The following is a 21,858-nucleotide window of genomic DNA, read 5'->3' as shown; positions in this document are numbered from 1 at the left end:
TATATTATATTATGGATTTAAATTAAAAACCAACAAACAAAAATTATGTACATTTAACTATTATCTTTGCACTATGGAAACAAACAGACAAAAAAAAATAGCAGGAGTTTTACAAAAAGACTTAGCCGATGTTTTACAACACGCTGCGCAGGACGGAATGAAGGGAATAATTATATCTGTTACCAAAGTACAAGTTACCTCAGATTTAGGGCAGGCTAAAGTATATATTAGTGTTTTTCCACAATTAAAAAGGGAAATTATATTAAAAGGAGTAAAAGAAAATACAGCTACAATTAGATATGAAATGGCAAAACGTACTCGAAATCAATTAAGACGTATGCCAGAATTGTTGTTTTTTATTGATGATAGCTTAGATTATATTGAAGATATTGATAATGCTTTACAAGGAAAAAAAGGAAATCCAATTAAAAATCCAGATATTTTAGACAATCGTCAAAAACAATAACTTGAATTTTTCCTTATACATAGCTAAACGGTATTTATTTTCTAAAAGCAGCAATAACACAATTAACATTATTACAATAATTGCTGCAATTGGTGTTGTAATTGGCACCTTAGCGTTGTTTATAGTATTATCAGGTTTTTCGGGTTTAAGAGCGTTTAGTGTTGGCTTTTTAAATACTTCTGATCCTGATGTGAAAATTACACCGGTTAAAGGAAAATCATTTCTTTTTAATAGTGAACTTCAAGAAAAAATTGATCATCAACAAGGTATTGCCTCCTATTCAAAAGTAATTGAAGAACGGGCTTTTTTTGAATTTAACAAAAAAACACATATTGCTTATATTAAAGGTGTCGACTCCAATTACACCAAAGTAAATAAAATTGATTCTACAGTTTATGTTGGCACTTGGTTAGATAAAAACATTCCTAATGGAGCTGTAATTGGAAATGGCATTTCCAATATTTTAACTGTTGGGGTATTTTATTTTAGTGAGCCTTTAAAAATTTATGTTCCAAAACCTGGTAAAGGATATGCTATTAATCCAAATAATGCTTTTAATCAAATAGAAGCTCAGCCAATTGGCATATTTGCTTTAACAGATGAAATTGATAAAAAATATACATTTATTACATTAGAATTAGCACAAATTTTATTGAATTATCAAACAGAACAAATTTCAGCTATTGAGTTTAAAGTTAAAGATATTGATGATAGAGCAACCATAATTTCTGAACTTAAAAATAAATTAGGAGCCGATTTTAACATTGAAACCAGAGAACAGTTAAATGCCGTATTTTATAAAATGTTAAATACTGAAAACTTAGCATCTTATTTAATTTTTACACTTATTTTAATTATTGCTTTGTTCAATGTAATTGGCGCAATAATTATGATGATTTTAGATAAAAAGGACAACCTAAAAACATTATATAATTTAGGAGCAACTATAAAAGACATTAAGCGCGTATTTATTTTACAAGGCTTTTTGTTATCGCTATTCGGGTTAATTATTGGGCTTTCAATTGGAGTAATTTTGGTGTTGCTTCAAAAAAAGTTTCAATTATTTATGATTACACAACACCTTGCTTATCCTGTAGAATTTACGTTTTACAACTTATTTTCTGTAATTATAACAATTTTAGTTTTAGGTTTTATCGCTTCAAAAATTGCAAGTAGCAGAATTTCTAAAAAGTTAGTGGAATAATTTTATTACGGTTTTTTTAAAACATACAGTTTGTTTTCAGCATCACTAACAACATAAATTTTATCTTTATTAATAGTAATTCCTTCGGCTTTGTTAACAGGTATTTTATAATCTTTTAGTTTAACCCCTTTAGTTGAAACCTCATAAATTTTTTGAGATTCATCGCTAACAATCCAAATATTCTTCGTTTTTTCATCAAAACAAATTCCAGATAAATCATTTGCAAAATCAATTTTAAAGGATTCCTTTTCTTTTCCCTTTCTTGAAATTTTCATTACTTCTCTAGGTAAACTTTCGTTGACTATAAAAAAACAATCTAATTTTTTAGAATAACAAACACCTTCTAAACCGCTATTATGCTGTTTCTGCCTTCCTTTTATCTTATATTTTTTATCCGTTTCACCGTTCAACTTTAATTTTACAAATGTTCTTTTATTCTCGTTTACAACAAATAAATTTCCATTTTTATCCATAGCAACGCCTTCTATATCGGTAAAATCTGTTGGGATTTTTTTTACAATTTCTCCTTTTAAATTGGTTTTGTACACCAATCCATTATAATCGCTAGCAATATATAAATGATTTTTATAATAGGTAATGCCAGAAGGTTCTTTAATATTTAATTTTATTTCCTCTAAAACTACTAGTTCATTGGAAGACTTTATATTAAAATTACAAGAAAATATCATTACAATTATAACAATAAACACAACTGTATTTTTCATAGCATAAAATTATGCAAACTTCTGAATTACTTCATCAAAAACATCAAAAACATCTTTCGCCGAATCTGATGTTACCATTTTTAAACGGTACTCTTTAAAATGAGGAATTCCCTTAAAGTAATTTGTATAATGTCTTCTCGTTTCCATTACACCTACAATTTCACTTTCTTTCCAGTCAATTTCCATTTGTAAGTGACGTTTTGCCATTTCAACCCGATCAGCAATTGTAATTTCAGGTAAGTGCTCACCTGTTTCAAAAAAGTGTTTTACTTGTTTAAAAAACCAAGGATTTCCAATACTTGCTCTACCAATCATTGCGCCATCCAGCCCAAATTTGTCTCGCATTTCCATAGCTCTTTCAGGTGAATTTACATCTCCATTACCAAAAACAGGAATGTGCATTCTAGAGTTATTTTTCACATCAGCTATTGGTGCCCAAGTTGCATTTCCTTTATACATTTGAGCTCTGGTTCTACCATGAATAGATATTGCTTTGCAGCCAACATCTTGCAAACGTTCGGCAACTTCAACAATTTTTATTGAAGATTCGTCCCAACCTAAACGAGTTTTTACTGTTATTGGTAATTTGGTGTGTTTGACCATAGCCTCTGTTAAACTCACCATTAAATCGATGTCTTTTAAAATACCTGCTCCAGCACCTTTGCTCACCACTTTTTTAACTGGGCAACCAAAATTAATATCAATAATATCTGGATTTGACTGTTCAACAATTTCAACAGTTCTAAGCATAGATTCTAAATTGGCTCCAAAAATTTGAATACCAACTGGACGCTCTTTTTCATAAATATCCAGTTTTTTTCTACTTTTTGCTGCATCTCGAATTAATCCTTCACTAGAAATAAATTCAGTATATACCACATCTGCCCCTTGTTCTTTGCACAATGCTCTAAACGGCGGATCGCTCACGTCTTCCATTGGTGCCAGCAACAGCGGAAAATCATTTAATTCTATGTCTCCTATTTTTACCAAAACAAAATTTTAAGTGCGCAAAAATACATAATTTTAATTATTTCAAGATTCATTCATAAAATTGTATTTTTGAAACCTAACAAATTTATTATGAAACTAAAAATATCCGTTATACTACTTTCAATTCTATTCTTTGGTTGTAAATCTAAACAAAATAAAACTAGTTACGATGGTAAATCCGGAGCTACAAAAATTGTAAATACACTTCATTATCCTCAGGAAAAACACTTAAAAAATATAAAGCAACTTACATTTGGAGGTGATAATGCAGAAGCTTATTGGAGTTTTGATAATAAGAAATTAGTTTTTCAGGCTAACAACGTTTGGGGGTTAAAATGTGATCAAATTTTTACAATGAATATTACCGATGATTTAAGTAATGGACAAAAACCTCAATTAGTAAGTACCGGTTTAGGTAGGACAACTTGCAGCTATTTTTTGCCAGGAGATGAAACTATCATTTATTCATCTACCCATTTGGCTGATGAAAACTGTCCGCCAGCACCAAAAAAAGAAGATTACGGCAATAAATATATTTGGCCCGTTTATAAGGGGTTTGATATTTTTGTTGCAGACACAAAAGGAAATCAGTTAAAACAATTAACTTTTGAAGATGGGTACGATGCTGAGCCTACGGTCTCTCCTAAAGGTGATAAAATTGTGTTTACTTCAACCCGAACAGGTGATTTAGAATTATTCACAATGAATATTGATGGTTCTGATGTTAAACAGGTTACAAATGAATTAGGTTATGATGGTGGCGCTTTCTTCTCGCCAGATGGAACAAAATTAATTTTCCGCTCTTCTCGTCCTAAAACGGATGAAGAAATAAAAGAATATAAAGATTTACTGGCCGAAGACTTAGTACAACCAACTAATATGGAACTGTATACGTGCAATATTGACGGTAGCGAATTAACAAAAATTACTGACTTAGGCAGTGCTAATTGGGCACCGTTTTTCCATCCTTCAGGAAAAAAAGTGATATTTTCTTCCAATCATAAATCAAAAAGAAGTTTTAATTTATTTATGATAAATGTTGATGGTACCGACTTAGAACAAATTACTTTTGATACTGTTTTTGACGCATTCCCAATGTTTTCACCTGACGGTAAAAAAATAGTTTTTTCATCAAATAGAAATAATAATGGAACCCACGATACAAATTTATTTATTGCAGATTGGGTTGAATAAAATTTAAATAAATGTCGAAAAAATATAACTGGGCAATTTTAGGTTGTGGAGGAATTGCAAAAAAATTCTCTATAGAATTAAAAGGCTTATCAAATGCAAACTTATATGCAACCGCATCAAGAAATTTAGAAAATGCTCAAGATTTTGCTTCTGAATTCGGTTTTGAAAAAGCGTATGGCTCTTATCAGAAAATGGTGGAAGACCCAAATGTTGATGTTGTTTATATTGCTACACCACATACTTTTCACTTTGAACACACATTGCTTTGTTTAAACCATAAAAAGGCTGTTTTATGCGAAAAAGCGTTTGCCATAAATTCGAGAGAAGTAAAACAAATGATTGCTGCTTCAAAAGCAAACAACACTTTTTTAATGGAAGCATTTTGGGTTGCATTTAGACCCAAATTATTAAAAGTTCACGAACTTATAAAAACTGAAAATTTAGGGAAATTGAAATTTGTAAGATCCGATTTTATGTTTAACGGAGAATACAATCCAAAAAACAGGCTTTATAATATTGATTTGGGCGGCGGTTCTCTTTTAGATATTGGGATTTATCCAGTTTTTACAGCGCTCCATTTTTTAGGAACACCAAATGAAATTAAAACGATTGCACATTTTAGTCCAACTGGATCTGAGGAAACTATTTCAATAATTTTCGGCTATAAAAACGGTGAAATGGCATTGTTAAATTCAAGTTTTGATGCCAATTATAAAAATGATGTTGATTTGGCTTTTGAAAATGGATACATTAAATACCATCGTTTTTCAAGCGAACCAATTGAATTACACAAAAATGATACTACTCAATTAATAGATTTTGATGCTGGACCAAATATGGGTTATCAATTTGAGGCTATTCATCTGATGGAATGTTTAGATAACAACCTTTTAGAAAGTCCAATTTTACCACATTCTTTCAGTTTAAAATTAATGGAAACACTTGATGCTATTAGAAAAGATGCTGGTATAGTTTATCCAAATCACGACTCAATTTAATTTTAATTATTTGAATAAATATTTGGCTATCTTTGCGCCAAATTAAGAAGATAGGAACACGAAGCATGAAAAACATTAGAAATTTTTGTATAATAGCACATATTGATCACGGTAAAAGCACATTAGCCGATAGATTATTAAGTTTCACCGGAACAACTACTGCGCGTCAAGAACAAGCACAGTTATTAGATACTATGGATTTAGAACGTGAACGCGGTATCACTATTAAAAGCCATGCCATTCAAATGGATTATACATTTGAAGGAGAAAATTATGTTCTAAATTTAATTGACACGCCTGGTCACGTAGATTTTTCCTACGAAGTTTCCAGATCAATTGCAGCTTGTGAAGGCGCACTGCTTATTGTAGATGCGGCACAAAGTATACAAGCACAAACTATTTCTAATTTATATTTAGCATTAGAACATGATTTAGAAATTATTCCTGTTTTAAACAAAGTTGATTTACCAAGTGCAAATCCAGAAGAAGTTACCGATGATATAGTAGATTTATTGGGATGTGATGCTGAAGAAGTGATACATGCAAGTGGAAAAACTGGTTTTGGAGTTGAAAATATTTTAAAAGCAATTATTGATAGGGTTCCAGCTCCAAAAGGAGATGTAAATGCACCTTTACAGGCGCTTATTTTTGACTCTGTTTATAATTCCTATCGCGGTGTTGAAACCTATTTTAGGGTTTTTAATGGTGAAATTAAAAAAGGGCAACGTATTAAATTTATGGCAACTAATAAAGAGTACATTGCTGATGAAGTAGGTACTTTAAAACTAACCCAAGTTGCAAAACAAAGTATAAAAGCAGGGGATGTTGGCTATTTAATTACAGGTGTTAAAACTGCTAGTGAAATTAAAGTTGGTGATACAATAACTGATATGGTAAACCCAACTCAAAATAGAATTGATGGTTTTGAGGATGTAAAGCCAATGGTATTTGCAGGGATTTACCCTGTTGACACTGAAGATTACGAAGAACTTCGTAATTCAATGGAAAAATTACAATTAAATGATGCTTCTTTAGTTTTTATTCCTGAAAGCTCTGCTGCGTTAGGGTTCGGATTTAGATGTGGATTCTTAGGAATGTTACATTTAGAAATTATTCAGGAACGTTTAGAACGTGAATTTGATATGACAGTAATAACTACTGTCCCTAACGTATCGTATCATGCATTTACCAATAAAAATCCAGATACCATGCTTTTGGTTAATAATCCATCGGATTTACCAGAACCTTCAAAATTAAACCGAGTTGAAGAGCCTTTTATAAAAGCAACAATTATTACAAAATCTGATTTTGTAGGTCCTGTTATGAGTTTATGTATTGAAAAACGTGGACAAGTAACCAATCAAACTTATTTAACGCCTGAACGTGTTGAGTTAACTTTTGAAATGCCTTTAGCTGAAATAGTTTTCGATTTTTATGATCGCTTAAAAACAGTCTCCAAAGGATATGCTTCTTTTGATTATCATCCTATTGGACTTAAAGCTTCAAAACTTGTAAAAGTTGATATTTTATTGAATGGAACTTCTGTTGATGCACTTTCTGCCTTAATTCACGCAGATAACGCCTATAATATTGGTAAAAAAATGTGCGAAAAATTACGTCAGTTAATACCGCGTCAGCAATTTGATATTCCTATTCAAGCTGCAATTGGAGCAAAAATTATTTCACGTGAAACTGTAAAAGCTCTTAGAAAAGATGTAACTGCAAAATGTTATGGTGGAGATATTTCTCGTAAAAGAAAACTTTTAGAGAAACAAAAGAAAGGTAAAAAACGTATGCGACAAGTTGGTAATGTAGAAATTCCACAAGAAGCTTTTATGGCAGTTTTAAAATTAAACGATTAAAAACTAATATATATTTCATAAAAAAAGCACCGAAAACGGTGCTTTTTTTATGTTGATAAACGAATTATTCTCCGTGCATCCAAGCTTTCTTCGCCAAAAGTTCTTCTTCAGTTTCAACGTGATCCTCATCAGGAACACAACAATCCACTGGACAAACAGAAGCACATTGAGGCTCATCATGAAAACCTTTACATTCTGTACATTTATCTGTTACAATAAAGTAAAATTCATCAGATATTGGTTCATTCATTGCATCAGCATCAGCTTCTTCACCATTTGGTAACGTAATTGTTCCACTTAAAGCTGTTTCATCTGCATACGCCCATTCACTATCTGGTTCGTAAATTGCATTATTTGGACATTCTGATATACAGGCATCACAATTTATACATTCATCTGTTATTTTAATAGCCATGTTTATTTAATTTTAAAATTTAATAATTGGACAAAGTTATACAAATTTATACAAGTCAATGTGACAAAAGTCATTTACTAATCTAAAAAGTAAATTTAAATTTGGTCTATATTATTTGCATAAAATTAATTTCATAAATTTAAATAAAATTTTCTAATTAGCATAAAATTATGATTTCAGATAAAGTAAAGTTACAACCAGAAGTAATAGAGGCTGTCGTTATTCGATTTGTTGGAGACTCTGGTGATGGAATGCAGCTAACAGGAACTCAGTTTTCTGATACTTCTGCCATGTTTGGAAATGATATTGCCACTTTCCCAAATTACCCTTCGGAAATTAGAGCTCCTCAAGGCAGTTTGTATGGAGTTTCAGGCTTTCAAGTTCATATTGGTAGTGTTGAAGTAAGCACTCCAGGTGATAACTTAGATCTATTAGTTGCTATGAATCCTGCAGGATTAAAAACCAACTTATATGCAGTGAAACCTGGGCATACAATTATTGTTGACACCGATGCTTTTTCAAAAAAGAATTTAGAAAAAGCGCAATATGAAACAAACCCACTTGAAGATGGTAGCTTAGAAAACTATCGAATTATTCAGGTTGATATGACTTCTTTAACCAAAGAAGCCTTAAAAGAGGTTGAAGGATTAGATAATAAATCCATTGTAAGAAGTAAAAATATGTTTGCTTTAGGAATGGTTTATTGGATGTATGGCAGATCTAAAGAACATACGATTGAATTTTTTAATAAAAAATTCAAAACCAAACCAAATTTAATTGAAGCAAATACTAAGGTATTAAATGCTGGATATTTCTTTGCAGAAACTTTAGAGTTAATTCCAAATGCCTATACAATTTCTCCTGCAAAAATGAAGCCTGGTACCTATAGAATTATTATGGGTAATACGGCAACTGCCTGGGGATTTTTAGCGGCTGCAGAAAAATCTGGATTAGAATTATTTTTAGGTTCATACCCAATTACACCTGCAACTGATATTTTACATGAATTAGTAAAACATAAACATTTTGGTGTTAAGGCTTTTCAGGCTGAAGATGAAATAGCAGGTATAGCCTCAGCTATTGGAGCTTCTTTTGCTGGTGATTTAGCGATTACAACAACATCAGGGCCTGGTTTGGCATTAAAAGGCGAAGCATTAGGGTTGGCTATGATAATGGAACTTCCATTAGTAGTTGTAAATGTTCAACGTGGAGGTCCTTCAACAGGATTACCAACTAAAACTGAACAATCTGATTTGTTACAAGCAATGTATGGTAGAAATGGTGAAAGTCCCGTAATTGTAATTGCGGCATCTACTCCAGCCGATTGTTTCCAATATGCATATGAAGCTGCAAAATTATCATTGGAACATATGACTCCGGTAATTTTATTAACTGATGGTTATATTGCAAATGGATCCGCTCCTTGGAAAATAAAAAGCTTAAAAGATTTACCAGAAATTAAAAATAGAATTTCTAAAAATGCATCTGAGGACTTTCATCCATATGAAAGAGATGAAGAAACATTAGCCAGAAATTGGGCTATTCCTGGAACAGCTGGATTAGAGCATAGAATCGGAGGATTAGAAAAAGATCGAATCACAGGTAATGTATCTCAAGCTCCTGAAAATCATGAAAAAATGACTAAAATTAGAGCTGAGAAAATAAAACGAGTTCAAAATTTTATTCCAGATATTAAAACTGAATTTGCTGAAACTGGTGATTTATTAGTAATTGGCTGGGGAGGAACTTATGGTTCTTTACATTCTGCAGTAAAACAAATTAATGAAGATGGTTATAAAAATATAGGTTTTGCACATTTCAACTATATCAATCCACTTCCAAAAAACACGGAAGAATTATTAACTAGATTCAAAAAAATTATTGTTTGTGAATTAAACAATGGTCAGTTTGCTAAAATTTTAAGAATAAATTTTGAAGGTTTTAAAATTCATCAATTTAATAAAATTCAAGGATTACCATTTGGGAACAATGAACTAATAGCAGAATTTAAAAAATTAGTAGACTAATTATGGAAACAACAATAGAACAAAAATATACTTTCAAAGATTTTACAAGTGATCAAGAAGTACGTTGGTGCCCTGGTTGCGACGACTATGTAATATTACGATCCATGCAAAAGGCATTGCCGGAAATGGGTGTAAAAAGAGAGGATGTAGTTTTTATATCTGGAATTGGGTGTTCTTCACGCTTTCCATATTATATGAACACTTATGGAATGCATACTATTCATGGTAGGGCCCCAGGAATTGCTTCTGGTGTAAAATTAGCAAATCCAGATTTAAGTGTTTGGGTAATGACAGGTGATGGTGACTCTATGGCAATTGGTGGAAATCACTTTATTCATGTGTTACGTAGAAACATCAATTTAAACATAGTTATGTTTAATAATGAAATATATGGTTTAACTAAGGGTCAGTTTTCACCAACATCATTAGTTGGTCAAAAAACAAAATCATCTCCTTATGGAAATACCCAGCCTCCTTTTCAACCTGGTGAATTAGCATTAGGTGCTGGAGCGCGTTTCTTTGCAAGAATTGGTGGAAATGTGCCAAAAGAAATGACTCAACTTTTTATTGATGCTCATAAATTTAAGGGAACTTCTTTGATTGAAGTATTACAAAATTGTGTAATATTTAATGATGGCTGTTTTAAAAATATAACGGATAAAGCCGTAAAAGAAGACAAACAAATTTTCCTTGAACATGGTAAACCAATGATTTTTGGTAAAAACCGTGATAAAGGATTAATTCTAAAAGGACTAAAATTAGAAGTTGTAACTATAGGTGAAAATGGAATTGCACAAGAAGATTTGTTAGTTCATGATGCTAAAGAAAAAGACCTTACCTTGCATCAAATGTTAGTTAGACTGGAATATCCAGTAGCGACAGGTATTATAAGAAGCTATGAAGATGTTACCCTTGAAGAACGTGAAGATGAATTAACGGCTCAGGTAAAGGCAAATTCGAATTTCAAAAAAACAGATGATTTATTCTTTTCCGGAGAAACATATACGGTTAAGTAATAATTGTAACATTGATACCTGATTTAAGTCAGGTATCTTTTTTTTGAATTCATTTATTTTTGTTCACCAATTATTAAATTAATAAAAATAAATAGGTTAATACGATTAATCTACTATTTTTGTAGACTAATAAAAAACAAGTTTAAAAATGGGATCAGAAGCCATAATTGTATTTCTAATTGCGGGTATTGTTTTAGTTGCCGGAGCAAATTTTTTATCAAATTTAATTTCGCATAAATCAGACAATCCACAAAAAAGAGAGCCTTATGAAAGTGGTATGACCACTGTTGGACCTACTTGGGTACAATTTAAAGTAGGTTATTACTTATTTGCCATCTTATTCTTAATATTTGATGTAGAAGTTGCATTTTTAATTCCTTGGGCCGTTGTGTTTAAGGATGTAGGATCTGTTGCTTTTATTGAAATTATCATATTTTTAGTGATATTAGGTTTAGGATTATTATACGCTTGGAAAAAAGAAGCATTAAAATGGGAATAGATAAAAAACGTTTTATAAGTCAACTAGAACCTAATGTTAAGGTTCCAGAAGTTCCAGCAGATTTCCCGGGAAAAGTAATTCCCGCGGGCAATGGAGCTAACGTGATTGTTACTTCATTGGATCAAATAATCAATTGGGGGCGATCAAATTCACTTTGGTCGCTTTACTTTGGTACCAGTTGCTGCGCAATAGAAATGATGCAAACAGGAGCTGCCCGTCACGATTATTCTCGATTTGGTTTTGAGGTTGCAAGGCCCTCCCCTCGTCAGGCAGATTTAATTATTATTGCAGGAACAATTGTTAATAAAATGGCACCGGTTTTACGTCGTTTATACGATCAAATGGCTGAGCCAAAATATGTAATTGCTATGGGAGCTTGTGCAATATCCGGTGGTCCTTTCTTTTATAATTCTTATTCGGTTGTAAAAGGTGCTGACCATGTTATTCCTGTAGATGTTTATGTACCTGGTTGTCCTCCACGCCCTGAAGCTTTATTAGAAGGAATGTTAATGCTTCAGGATAAAATTAGAACTGAAAACATGAAACATAAAGAAAATCCTATTGATGGATTTGACGAAGGACTTTAAAACTGAATTTATGACTAACGAAGCATTACAAAATTTAATAAGCAGTTGGATTTCAGAATTGGAATTTACTGAAGAAAGTTCTGAGTTCTTAAATATTACAGTTAAAGCTGAACAACTTCACCAATTAATGTCTCAATTAAAAAGTAATACCGAAACTAATTTCGATTATTTATTTTGCTTAACTGGCATTGACTGGGGAAAAGAATTAGGTGTTATTTATCATTTAGAATCAACTACTCACAGACATATTATTGTTGTAAAAGTTCAAACTGAAGATAGAGAAAATCCAACGTTCGACTCTGTTTGTGACATTTGGAAAACTGCTGATTTTCACGAACGAGAAGTTTTTGATTTTTTCGGAATAAAATTTAATAACCATCCAAACTTAAAACGCTTGTTTTTAACTGATGAATGGGAAGGATTTCCTTTAAGAAAAGATTATGTGGATGAAATTAATATGGTTATCAAATAAGTAATTATGGATACAACTATTAAAAATAGTAACTTAAAATCAGAGGAATATTTCATTAATATGGGACCTCAACACCCTGCAACTCACGGTGTTTTACGTTTATTATTAACCATTGATGGTGAAATTATTAAAAAAGTTGAACCAGATTTAGGATATATTCATCGTTCCATAGAAAAAATGTGCGAACGTGATAGCTATCAGCAAATTGTTCATTTAACTGATAGAATGGATTATTTATCTTCACATATAAATAATGAAGCTGTTTGTTTAACCGTTGAAAAAGCACTGGAACTTGAAGTTCCTGAACGCGTTAAAGTTATAAGAACAATTATAGGTGAATTAACACGTATTGCATCTCACACATTATGGTGGGGAGTTATGGGAATGGATGTTGGAGCACTTACTACATACTTTTATGGGTTTAGAGACCGTGAATTAATCAACGATATTTTTGAAGAAACTTGCGGTGCTCGTTTAACAATGAACTACAATATTCCAGGTGGACTAATGTTTGATATTCACCCGAATTTTGTTAAAAGAACAAAAGATTTTATTGCTCATTTTAAAACTAAATTACCCGAATACGACACCTTACTTACTGGAAATGTAATTTTTCAAAAAAGGATGAAAGGTGTTGGAATGTTAACCAAAGAAGATGCCATTTCATTTGGTGCTTCTGGCCCAGTTGGCCGTGGTTCTGGGTATTCTTGTGATGTTAGAAAACACCATTCATATAGTGCTTACGATAAAGTTAACTTCAACGAAATTTTAAAAACAGAGGGAGATAGCTTTGCTCGTTACCAAGTTAGAATTGAAGAAATGTGGGAATCTATGTCAATAATTGAACAATTAATTGACAATATTCCTGAAGGAGATGTGCAAGTCGCTACAAATGCGGTTATAAAATTACCAAAAGGAGAATTTTACCAAAAAGTTGAAACGGCTAGAGGTGAATTAGGAGTGTATATAAATAGTACAGGAACTAAAAATCCATACCGTTTAAAATTCCGTTCTCCAGGTTTTTCAAACTTATCCTTACTAAATCATATTGCTGTTGGTGGTAAAATTGGAGATTTGGTAGCTTCTATGGCAACTTTAGATCTTGTAATACCAGATATTGACAGATAAAATTAACACAATGAATATATCATTAAATATAACAAAAACCATTACCGAATTGCTTTCAGGCTTTATGTCTGAAGGAGCAGCAAATATTGGTGCAATGGTTACAATCGCATTAATTTATTTAGCCATTTTTGCGGTTGCAGGTTTGTATCTTGTTTTATTAGAACGTAAAGTAGCTGCTTGGTTTCAGTTGCGTATTGGACCAAATAGAGTTGGACCTTGGGGGTTATTACAAACAATGGCAGATGCTTTAAAATTGGTTTCAAAAGAATTAACTGGAACCGTAAAAGCTGATAAGTTTTTATACAATTTAGCACCTTACTTTGTGATTGTTTCCTCGTTAATGGCACTCTCAGTTTTTCCATTTACACAAGATTTTCAAGCTTTTGATATTAATATTGGAATTTTCTTTTTAATTGCGATTTCTTCATTAGGAGTTATTGGAATTTTACTAGGAGGTTGGGCAAGTAACAATAAATTTGCCCTAATTGGTGCAATGCGTAGTGGTGTTCAAACTATAAGCTACGAACTTTCAGTAGGATTGTCACTTTTAACAATGGTATTAATAACTGGATCATTACAACTTTCTGAAATTGTTGAAGTTCAAAAAAACGGATGGCTAATTGTTCAAGGTCATATTCCTGCAGTAATTGCATTTATGATTTATATGATTGCAGGTACCGCAGAAACAAACAGAGCTCCATTTGATATGGTAGAAGCTGAAAGTGAATTAGGAGCAGGTTTTCATACTGAATATTCAGGGATGAAATTCGCTTATTTCTTTTTAGCTGAGTTTATAAACATGTTTATTATTGCAGCAATTGCAACAACAGTATTTTTTGGAGGTTGGTTATCACCTTTCGGAATAACAGAATCTATTCCTTGGTTAGGTGTATTTTGGTTCGTAGGAAAAACATTGGTATTAGTATTTTTAATGATGTGGTTCCGTTGGACTTTCCCAAGATTAAGAGTTGACCAATTATTAACATTGGAGTGGAAATATTTACTTCCATTAAACCTACTAAATATCATTTTAATGGCATTAATTGTTTGGCTTAACCTAACAATTCAATTTTAGAAATTATGAGTTATTTTGGAGATATATATAAAGGAATAAAGACACTACTAACCGGTATGAGTGTTACCGGTAAGTACTTTATTACTGCACGTAAAGGGGCAATTACTCAACAATATCCAGACAATAGAGAAACACTAAAAATGTTTGAACGTTTTCGCGGTGAAGTAGTAATGCCTCATGATGAAAACAATGAACACCGTTGTACTGGATGTCAGAAATGTGAAATAGCTTGTCCAAACGGAAGTATTGAAATTATTTGGGATAGGCAAATTGATGAAGAGACCGGCAAAAAGAAAAAAATGATAGATCAACATATTTATCATTTAGGAATGTGTACAATGTGTGGGCTATGCATTGAAGCTTGTCCTACAGATGCTATTTTATGGGCTCAGAATTATGAAAATTCAGTTTACGATAGATCACAATTAACAAAAGTTTTAAACCAATCAGGCTCTAAATTAAAAGCTGGAGTAGAAGACTAAACTTATGGAGAAAATTATATTTTACATTTTAGCATTGGTAATGATTGTTTTTGCAATTGCATCTGTTACCAGCAAAAAAATGCTTCGATCCGTTATTTATTTATTATTTGTGCTGTGTGGAATTGCAGGAATCTACTTTTTAATAGATTATAATTTCTTAGCCGCCATACAATTAACTGTTTACGCAGGTGGAATTATTGTTCTAATTATTTTTTCAGTGGTGTTGGTACATCATATTGAAATGGAATTAGAAGTTGCAAAAAGATCTAAACAAATCTTGGTAGGTTTAGCTTGTTTAGTAGGTCTTGGAGTCTTTTTAACTACAATTTATGCGCATCCATTTAATGTAGCAGGAAAATCAGTAACTACAACTACGGAAGATATTGGACTTGGATTATTAAGTTATGAAACTGGTGGATTTATTTTACCGTTTGAATTAATTAGTGTCCTTTTATTAGCTTCTATGATTGGTGCAATAATAATTGCAAAAGGAAAAAAACTAACCAACAAAAATGACATTAAATAATGATAGCCGGAATTAGCATATACGAAATTCTAACCGTTACCTCTATCCTATTTTTTATTGGTGTTTACGGTTTTATAACTAGAAAAAACTTGATTTCAATTTTAATGTCTATTGAATTAATATTGAATGCATCTGTTATCAATTTTGTTGTTATCAACAAATATTTATATCCGGATATGTTGCAAGGCGTTTTCTTTTCAATATTTATTATTGCCGTTGCTGCTGCAGAAACTGCTTTGGCTGTATCAATAATAATTAATTTGTACAGACAAATTGCTTCGGTAGAAGTTAAGGACACTGAAATTATGAAATATTAATAGTTAAGAAATTATGGATTTTACTTACGTAATATTAATACCTCTAATTCCACTAGCAGCATTTTTGTTATTAGGAATTTTTAATCAAAAAATTAAACCTGCTGTTTCTGGTTATATTGGTGTTGCAGGATTATCTGCTTCGGCAGCTTTATCATTTTATACAGCATATCAATACTTTTTTGTAGGTGGAAAAGTGGATGGAGTTTATCAAACATTTGTTGAAAAAACAACTTGGATGAACTTTACAGATACCTTAGCAATTGATATGGGAATTTTAATAGATCCTATATCGGTTATGATGTTGATTGTAGTTTCAATTGTATCTCTAATGGTTCACATATACAGTAGAGGCTATATGAAAGGGGATGACGGTTATACCAGATTTTTCGCCTTTTTAGGTTTATTCTCCTTCTCTATGTTTGGATTAGTTTTAGCAACTAACTTATTTCAAATTTATATTTTCTGGGAATTAGTTGGGGTCTCATCATATTTATTAATTGGATATTATTACACAAAAACCTCAGCAGTTGCTGCAGCAAAAAAAGCATTTATTGTTACTCGTTTTGCCGATTTAGGTTTCTTAATTGGAATCTTAATTATTGGTTATTATACAGGTACTTATGATTTTGAAACTTTAAACAATCCTGAAGGTAGCGCTATTTTAAGTTGGTCATCTACATCATTTATGGGATTGTCATTTCTCACTTGGGCATTAATTTTAATATTTATGGGAGGGGCTGGAAAATCAGCAATGTTTCCATTACATATTTGGTTACCTGATGCAATGGAAGGTCCAACACCAGTTTCTGCATTAATACACGCAGCAACAATGGTTGTTGCTGGTGTTTATTTAGTGGCTCGATTATTTCCAATGTATTATTTTATTGAAGATGGTTTCGCATTAAATATTGTAGCTTATGTTGGTGGATTCTCCTCCTTATTTGCTGCAATAATAGCAATTACACAAACTGATATAAAGCGTGTACTAGCATTTTCAACAATGTCGCAACTGGGATATATGATGATGGCTTTAGGTGTTTCTGGTTATGATGGACACGAAGGTGTTGGTTATATGGCTTCAATGTTCCATTTATTTACACATGCTATGTTTAAAGCATTATTATTCTTAGGTGCAGGTTCAGTAATACACGCTGTACATAGTAATTATTTAAAAGATATGGGTGGTTTACGAAAGTATATGCCTATTACAAATATCACATTTTTAATAGCTGCTTTGGCTATTGCAGGAGTATTTCCTTTATCAGGGTTTTGGAGTAAAGATGAAATTTTAGTCGCTGCTTTTGAACATAACAAACTCCTTTATTTTGTGGGAGTATTTGTAGCTGGTTTAACTGCCTTTTATATGTTTAGATTATACTTTGGGATTTTCTGGGGAAAAGACACACAATACAAACATGTGCCGCATGAATCTCCAATTTCAATGACATTACCATTAATGTTATTAGCTTTTATAAGTATTGTTGGTGGATTTATTCCTTTTAGCGAATTAATTACTGCAGATAGAGCTGGTTTTGAAGCGCATTTAAATATTCCTTTAGCAATTGTTGCAACCGTAGTTGGTTTAACTGGAATTGGTTTAGCATATGTATTCTACAAAAAAGAAAATGATTTAGCAGACAGATTTGCAAATGCATTCGGTCCATTTTATAAATGGGCAAGCAATAAATTTTATTTTGATGAAATTTACATGTTCGTAACTAAAAAAATAATATTTAAAAGAATTGCCTGGCCAATTGCATTCTTTGATAAAAAATATGTAGATGGAACAATGGAGGGAATTGGTAATAAAACTGTAGTTATTTCTGAAAAAATTAAAGGAATGCAATCAGGTAAAGTACAAGATTACGCCTTTGGTTTTATTGCCGGAGTTGTAGTTTTAGCTATGGTGTTTATTTATTTATGGACAAACTAACAAAATAATATGGATATTTTATCACTCTTTGTAATTGTACCTGTTTTAACAATCTTAATTTTAGGATTTACGAAAGGTTTAAAACAAGCACGTATAGTTTCTATGGTTGGAAGTATAATTCAACTTGGAATGTCAATCAATTTAATTTTTGCTTATTTTAAAGAAAGAAAAATTAATGAAGAAATAATGGTTTTTACCAAAGACTATGTTTGGTTTGAACAATTCAATATTCATTATGCCATTGGGGTTGATGGAATTTCAGTTGCCCTCTTATTATTAACATCAATTGTAGTATTGGCTGGTGTTTTTATTTCTTGGAAAACAGATGATTTACCAAAAGAATTTTTCATCTCCTTATTAGTTTTATCAACTGGAGTTTACGGGTTCTTTATTTCTATTGACTTGTTTACAATGTTCGTTTTTTACGAAATAGCAGTAATTCCAATGTATTTATTAATAGGAATTTGGGGCTCAGGTCCCAAAGAATATTCAGCAATGAAATTAACGCTGATGTTAATGGGAGCCTCTGCAGTTCTATTAGTTGGAGTTTTAGGAATTTATTTCAATTCAAATGCTGATGGTGGAGCTTTAACCTTCAATATTTTAGAAATTGCTCAAGTGAATATTCCTTTTGAAGCACAAAAATTATTTTTCCCTTTAACTTTTATAGGCTTTGCTGTTTTAGGAGCTTTATTCCCATTTCATACGTGGTCACCAGATGGTCACGCATCTGCACCAACAGCAGTATCAATGTTGCACGCTGGTGTTTTAATGAAATTAGGTGGTTACGGTGTATTTAGAGTTGCAATGTTCTTATTGCCAGCCGGAGCAATGCATTGGGATTGGTTCTTTATAATACTAGCAGCAACCGGAGTTATTTATGGAGCATTTGGAGCATTAAAACAAACGGATCTAAAATATATTAACGCATATTCTTCTGTGAGTCACTTAGGAATGGTATTATTTGCGTTGTTAATGTTAAATAAAACAGCTTGGAACGGAGCCTTAATGCAATCGCTTTCTCACGGATTTATGACGGCATTATTCTTTGCCTTAATTGGAATGATTTACGGAAGAACACACACTAGAGATATCACCAAATTAGGAGGTTTACTAAAAGTAATTCCGTTCATTTCTGCTATTTATGTAATTGCTGGTTTGGCTTCTTTAGGTTTGCCAGGTTTTAGCGGATTTGTTGCCGAAATGAACATATTTGTTGGAGCTTTCCAAAATGAAGGTATGTTTTATCGAATTGCTACAATACTATCGGTTTCTGCAATTGTTGTAACAGCTGTATATATTTTACGTGTTGTTGGAATTATGCTAATGGGACAAGTTAAAAATAAAGAATATTTAGAATTACAAGATGCAACCTGGTACGAAACAACTGGAATTTTATTATTATTAATTCCAATTATAGGAATGGGAGTTGCACCACTTTGGTTAAGTGATATGCTATTGGAAAGTATTCAACCGTTTATTCAAGGAGTATTATAAGCCCCCTAATCCCCAAAGGGTGAATTAATCGTTGAAGTTTGAAGTTAAAATTTTTATAGATAAATATAAAATATTGAAAAATGAATTTAGATAGTTTTCTCATAATGAGACACGAAATTTTACTACTAACAATTACATTGTTGTTATTAGTTGGTGAAATTTTTATAAGCAAATCCAAAAAAAGTAGCTTGGTACATTTGGCTATATTTTTATTTGGAATTCATACCGCTGTTGGTTTTTTAGCAATTGATGAATCAAGTATTTTTGGAGGTTCATTTCAAACCAATAATTTAATTCATTTCTTTAAAAATGTATTGAATATTGGAGTTTTTATATTATTGCTTCAATCTGCTGATTGGATTGAAGAAAAAATAGTGGGTGAAAACAGAGGAACAGAATTCTTTATATTATTATTTTCTTCATTATTAGGAATGTATTTTATGATTTCTGCAGGCGATTTCTTAATGTTTTATATCGGTTTAGAATTATCAACTTTACCAGTTGCAGCCTTGGCGGCATATGAAACCACAAAAAGAAAATCAAGTGAAGCAGGGATTAAATTAATTCTTTCGGCAGCATTAGCTTCAGGAGTTTCATTGTTTGGTATTTCATTATTATATGCAACATCTGGTTCTATATTCTTTAATGATATTATTGAAGTTATCACTTCAACCAACTTAACAATTTTAGGCTTTATTTTATTCTTTGCGGGTTTATCATTTAAAATATCATTAGTTCCATTTCATTTCTGGACTGCCGATGTTTATGAAGGTGCTCCAATTAGTGTAGCTTCCTATTTATCAGTAATTTCAAAAGGAGCTGCAGTATTTATTTTAATGATTTTAATGTTTACCGTTTTTAAACCTTTAATTCACATTTGGGAAAATATGGTTTATGTTGTGGCTTTAGCAACTATGTTTATAGGTAACTTATTTGCATTACGTCAACAAAATATGAAACGCTTTTTAGCATTTTCTTCAATTGCACAAGCTGGTTTTATTTTATTAGGATTAATTACCGGAACACAATTAGGAACTGCAACAATTGTCTATTTTGTAATGATTTATATATTTTCAAATTTAGCGGCTTTTGGAGTTGTACAAGCAATTTCATTAAAAACTGGGAAAGAAAATATGGATGATTATAATGGCTTGTACAGAACAAACCCTAATTTGAGTTTGATAATGATGTTAGCTTTATTTTCATTAGCAGGAATACCACCAGTAGCAGGATTTTTTGGTAAGTTTTTCTTATTTACAGCCGCCGCAAGTAAAGGATATTACATGTTGGTATTTTTAGCTGTTGTAAACGTAACAATTTCACTGTACTATTATTTACTAGTAATTAGAGCTATGTTTATTCGAAGAAGTGAAACCCCTATTCCTTTTTTCAAGAACAAACTCTATATGAGATTAGGATTGTTTATTACAGTAATTGGTATATTAGTTCTTGGTTTATATAGTCCATTATACGATTACATTTATGAATTAAGTAGTGTTTTTAATTAAGAAATTATGGGATTAGCAGGAAAACATACCTTTGGAAGTATTGGTGAAACAAGAGTGACTTTTGTTGAAAAAAAGATTGATGAAAACCGTAAAAATTTTCTGAAAAAATTATTGGAACATAATGGTTTTGAAGTTATTATTCAAGAAGAAAAAAGAAAATCAGAAGAAGAGCCTCAACTATACACGGTAGCTGTAACTGACATGGTTTTTAATCCAACTATTTGGGTTTTTGAGCGTAAACTAAAAACATTTGACGGACATAAAGTAACACAGGACTATTGGAATCAAGTTTCTGAAGATACAAATCCTCATTATTGGAAATACGCTGACTAATTATAAATATTTCTAAAAGTTAAATTAACTCTTGGGAATTTTATTTTGGTTGTTTTTGGCAAACTATGTAGCCAATTCTCCTGAGTTTCACCTTTTATTAATAACAAACTACCTGCTTCTAAAACAACATCAACTTTTTGTTTTGTTTGAATATGCTTAAACGAAAATTTTCGAGCTGTTCCTAAACTTAATGAAGCAATAACAGGGTTTTTACCCAATTCCTTTTCGTTATCTTGGTGCCAACCCATTCCTTCATTTCCATTATGATATAAATTTAAAAGGCAAGAGTTAAAAACTTCTCCCGTTTCTTTTTCTATTAAATTTTTTATTGAAATTAATTCTGGAGTCCAAGGAATTGCATGTTTTACAGAACTAGAATACGAATATTGATGATCTAAATCTCCAAACCAAGCAACTTTACGAGTTGTTTTAATTCGTTTTCCAAACATTGCTAATTCATCATGAGTCCAAAAATCAGCATTTAAAAAAGTGTTTAAGTAAAACTGACAATCTTTGTTATTTAAGATTAAGCCATAATTCAAAACTTCGCCATCAAAAGGAAGGATATTTTGGTTAGAATTTTTGTTGAATAAATCCATTAATA

General features: G+C 31.5%; 23 protein-coding genes. 19 read left to right on the top strand and 4 right to left on the bottom strand.

What is annotated here, in order from left to right; all coding sequences use genetic code 11:
• Positions 1-73 precede the first annotated feature (73 nt).
• Positions 74-466 carry a 30S ribosome-binding factor RbfA gene (gene rbfA, locus CHB63_RS13380; RefSeq protein WP_089378996.1) on the top strand — a complete coding sequence of 131 codons (393 nt, stop codon included), beginning with the start codon at positions 74-76 and terminating at the stop codon, positions 464-466.
• Position 467: 1 nt separating this feature from the next.
• On the top strand, positions 468-1,670 hold the full coding sequence (locus tag CHB63_RS13375) for an ABC transporter permease (RefSeq protein ID WP_089378995.1): 1,203 nt from the start codon (positions 468-470) through the stop codon (positions 1,668-1,670).
• A 5-nt stretch (positions 1,671-1,675) separates the two neighbouring features.
• On the opposite strand, the gene CHB63_RS13370 is transcribed toward CHB63_RS13375, so the two are convergent.
• Positions 1,676-2,395 (bottom strand): SdiA-regulated domain-containing protein, encoded by a 720-nt coding sequence (locus tag CHB63_RS13370; protein ID WP_089378994.1) that lies wholly within the window; start codon positions 2,393-2,395, stop codon positions 1,676-1,678.
• Between the two features lie 9 nt (positions 2,396-2,404).
• Positions 2,405-3,385 (bottom strand): tRNA dihydrouridine synthase DusB, encoded by a 981-nt coding sequence (gene dusB / locus CHB63_RS13365; protein ID WP_089378993.1) that lies wholly within the window; start codon positions 3,383-3,385, stop codon positions 2,405-2,407.
• A gap of 90 nt (positions 3,386-3,475) precedes the next feature.
• On the opposite strand from dusB, the gene CHB63_RS13360 reads away from it, so the two are divergent.
• From CHB63_RS13360 to lepA, 3 genes are all read left to right on the top strand, one after another.
• Complete coding sequence (locus CHB63_RS13360) at positions 3,476-4,579, top strand: TolB family protein (protein WP_089378992.1); 1,104 nt, start codon at positions 3,476-3,478, stop codon at positions 4,577-4,579.
• Between the two features lie 11 nt (positions 4,580-4,590).
• Positions 4,591-5,577: a Gfo/Idh/MocA family protein gene (locus tag CHB63_RS13355; protein WP_089378991.1), complete on the top strand. Its 987-nt coding sequence runs from the start codon at positions 4,591-4,593 to the stop codon at positions 5,575-5,577.
• Positions 5,578-5,642: 65 nt separating this feature from the next.
• Positions 5,643-7,439: a translation elongation factor 4 gene (lepA, locus tag CHB63_RS13350; protein WP_089378990.1), complete on the top strand. Its 1,797-nt coding sequence runs from the start codon at positions 5,643-5,645 to the stop codon at positions 7,437-7,439.
• A 64-nt stretch (positions 7,440-7,503) separates the two neighbouring features.
• Here the strand turns inward: lepA and CHB63_RS13345 are convergent, their stop codons facing one another.
• Positions 7,504-7,854 carry a 4Fe-4S binding protein gene (locus CHB63_RS13345; protein WP_089378989.1) on the bottom strand — a complete coding sequence of 117 codons (351 nt, stop codon included), beginning with the start codon at positions 7,852-7,854 and terminating at the stop codon, positions 7,504-7,506.
• A 170-nt stretch (positions 7,855-8,024) separates the two neighbouring features.
• Between CHB63_RS13345 and CHB63_RS13340 the strand changes: the two genes are divergently transcribed.
• The 14 genes from CHB63_RS13340 (at position 8,025) to CHB63_RS13280 (ending at position 21,254) form a co-directional block, all read left to right on the top strand.
• Entirely contained in the window at positions 8,025-9,881 is a 1,857-nt protein-coding gene (locus CHB63_RS13340; protein WP_089378988.1) for a 2-oxoacid:acceptor oxidoreductase subunit alpha, read from the top strand.
• 2 nt (positions 9,882-9,883) lie between these two features.
• Positions 9,884-10,897: a 2-oxoacid:ferredoxin oxidoreductase subunit beta gene (locus CHB63_RS13335; RefSeq protein WP_089378987.1), complete on the top strand. Its 1,014-nt coding sequence runs from the start codon at positions 9,884-9,886 to the stop codon at positions 10,895-10,897.
• Between the two features lie 148 nt (positions 10,898-11,045).
• Positions 11,046-11,396: an NADH-quinone oxidoreductase subunit A gene (locus CHB63_RS13330; RefSeq protein WP_089378986.1), complete on the top strand. Its 351-nt coding sequence runs from the start codon at positions 11,046-11,048 to the stop codon at positions 11,394-11,396.
• Positions 11,387-11,983, top strand: a complete 597-nt coding sequence (locus tag CHB63_RS13325; protein ID WP_245856984.1) for an NADH-quinone oxidoreductase subunit B — start codon at positions 11,387-11,389, stop codon at positions 11,981-11,983. Before CHB63_RS13330 ends, CHB63_RS13325 begins: the two co-directional genes overlap by 10 nt.
• Before the next feature lie 10 nt (positions 11,984-11,993).
• Complete coding sequence (locus tag CHB63_RS17260) at positions 11,994-12,455, top strand: NADH-quinone oxidoreductase subunit C (protein ID WP_217898419.1); 462 nt, start codon at positions 11,994-11,996, stop codon at positions 12,453-12,455.
• Between the two features lie 6 nt (positions 12,456-12,461).
• Positions 12,462-13,583 carry an NADH-quinone oxidoreductase subunit D gene (locus CHB63_RS13320; protein WP_217898418.1) on the top strand — a complete coding sequence of 374 codons (1,122 nt, stop codon included), beginning with the start codon at positions 12,462-12,464 and terminating at the stop codon, positions 13,581-13,583.
• 10 nt (positions 13,584-13,593) lie between these two features.
• On the top strand, positions 13,594-14,658 hold the full coding sequence (gene nuoH / locus CHB63_RS13315; protein ID WP_089379302.1) for an NADH-quinone oxidoreductase subunit NuoH: 1,065 nt from the start codon (positions 13,594-13,596) through the stop codon (positions 14,656-14,658).
• Between the two features lie 5 nt (positions 14,659-14,663).
• Entirely contained in the window at positions 14,664-15,140 is a 477-nt protein-coding gene (locus CHB63_RS13310) for a 4Fe-4S binding protein (RefSeq protein WP_089378984.1), read from the top strand.
• A 4-nt stretch (positions 15,141-15,144) separates the two neighbouring features.
• Positions 15,145-15,666 (top strand): NADH-quinone oxidoreductase subunit J family protein, encoded by a 522-nt coding sequence (locus CHB63_RS13305; protein WP_089378983.1) that lies wholly within the window; start codon positions 15,145-15,147, stop codon positions 15,664-15,666.
• Positions 15,666-15,983 (top strand): NADH-quinone oxidoreductase subunit NuoK, encoded by a 318-nt coding sequence (gene nuoK / locus CHB63_RS13300; protein ID WP_089378982.1) that lies wholly within the window; start codon positions 15,666-15,668, stop codon positions 15,981-15,983. Before CHB63_RS13305 ends, nuoK begins: the two co-directional genes overlap by 1 nt.
• A 13-nt stretch (positions 15,984-15,996) precedes the next feature.
• The gene (gene nuoL, locus CHB63_RS13295; protein WP_089378981.1) at positions 15,997-17,916 is read left to right on the top strand and encodes an NADH-quinone oxidoreductase subunit L; all 1,920 of its coding nucleotides are present in this window, start codon (positions 15,997-15,999) and stop codon (positions 17,914-17,916) included.
• 9 nt (positions 17,917-17,925) lie between these two features.
• Complete coding sequence (locus CHB63_RS13290; protein ID WP_089378980.1) at positions 17,926-19,413, top strand: complex I subunit 4 family protein; 1,488 nt, start codon at positions 17,926-17,928, stop codon at positions 19,411-19,413.
• A gap of 80 nt (positions 19,414-19,493) precedes the next feature.
• Positions 19,494-20,921, top strand: a complete 1,428-nt coding sequence (locus CHB63_RS13285; protein WP_089378979.1) for an NADH-quinone oxidoreductase subunit N — start codon at positions 19,494-19,496, stop codon at positions 20,919-20,921.
• A 6-nt stretch (positions 20,922-20,927) separates the two neighbouring features.
• A complete protein-coding gene (locus CHB63_RS13280) occupies positions 20,928-21,254 on the top strand; it encodes a hypothetical protein (RefSeq protein WP_089378978.1) in 327 nt (108 codons plus the stop codon).
• On the opposite strand, the gene CHB63_RS13275 is transcribed toward CHB63_RS13280, so the two are convergent.
• Positions 21,251-21,853, bottom strand: a complete 603-nt coding sequence (locus CHB63_RS13275; protein WP_089378977.1) for an alpha-ketoglutarate-dependent dioxygenase AlkB family protein — start codon at positions 21,851-21,853, stop codon at positions 21,251-21,253. The two genes, CHB63_RS13280 and CHB63_RS13275, sit on opposite strands and share 4 nt — an antisense overlap.
• Between the last annotated feature and the right edge of the window lie 5 nt (positions 21,854-21,858).

It is taken from the genome of Lutibacter flavus (assembly GCF_900188355.1).
GTDB classification, from domain to species: Bacteria; Bacteroidota; Bacteroidia; order Flavobacteriales; family Flavobacteriaceae; genus Lutibacter; species Lutibacter flavus.
Note: the sequence above shows the minus strand (reverse complement) of the source record. Positions and strands in the feature narration are given on the sequence as shown.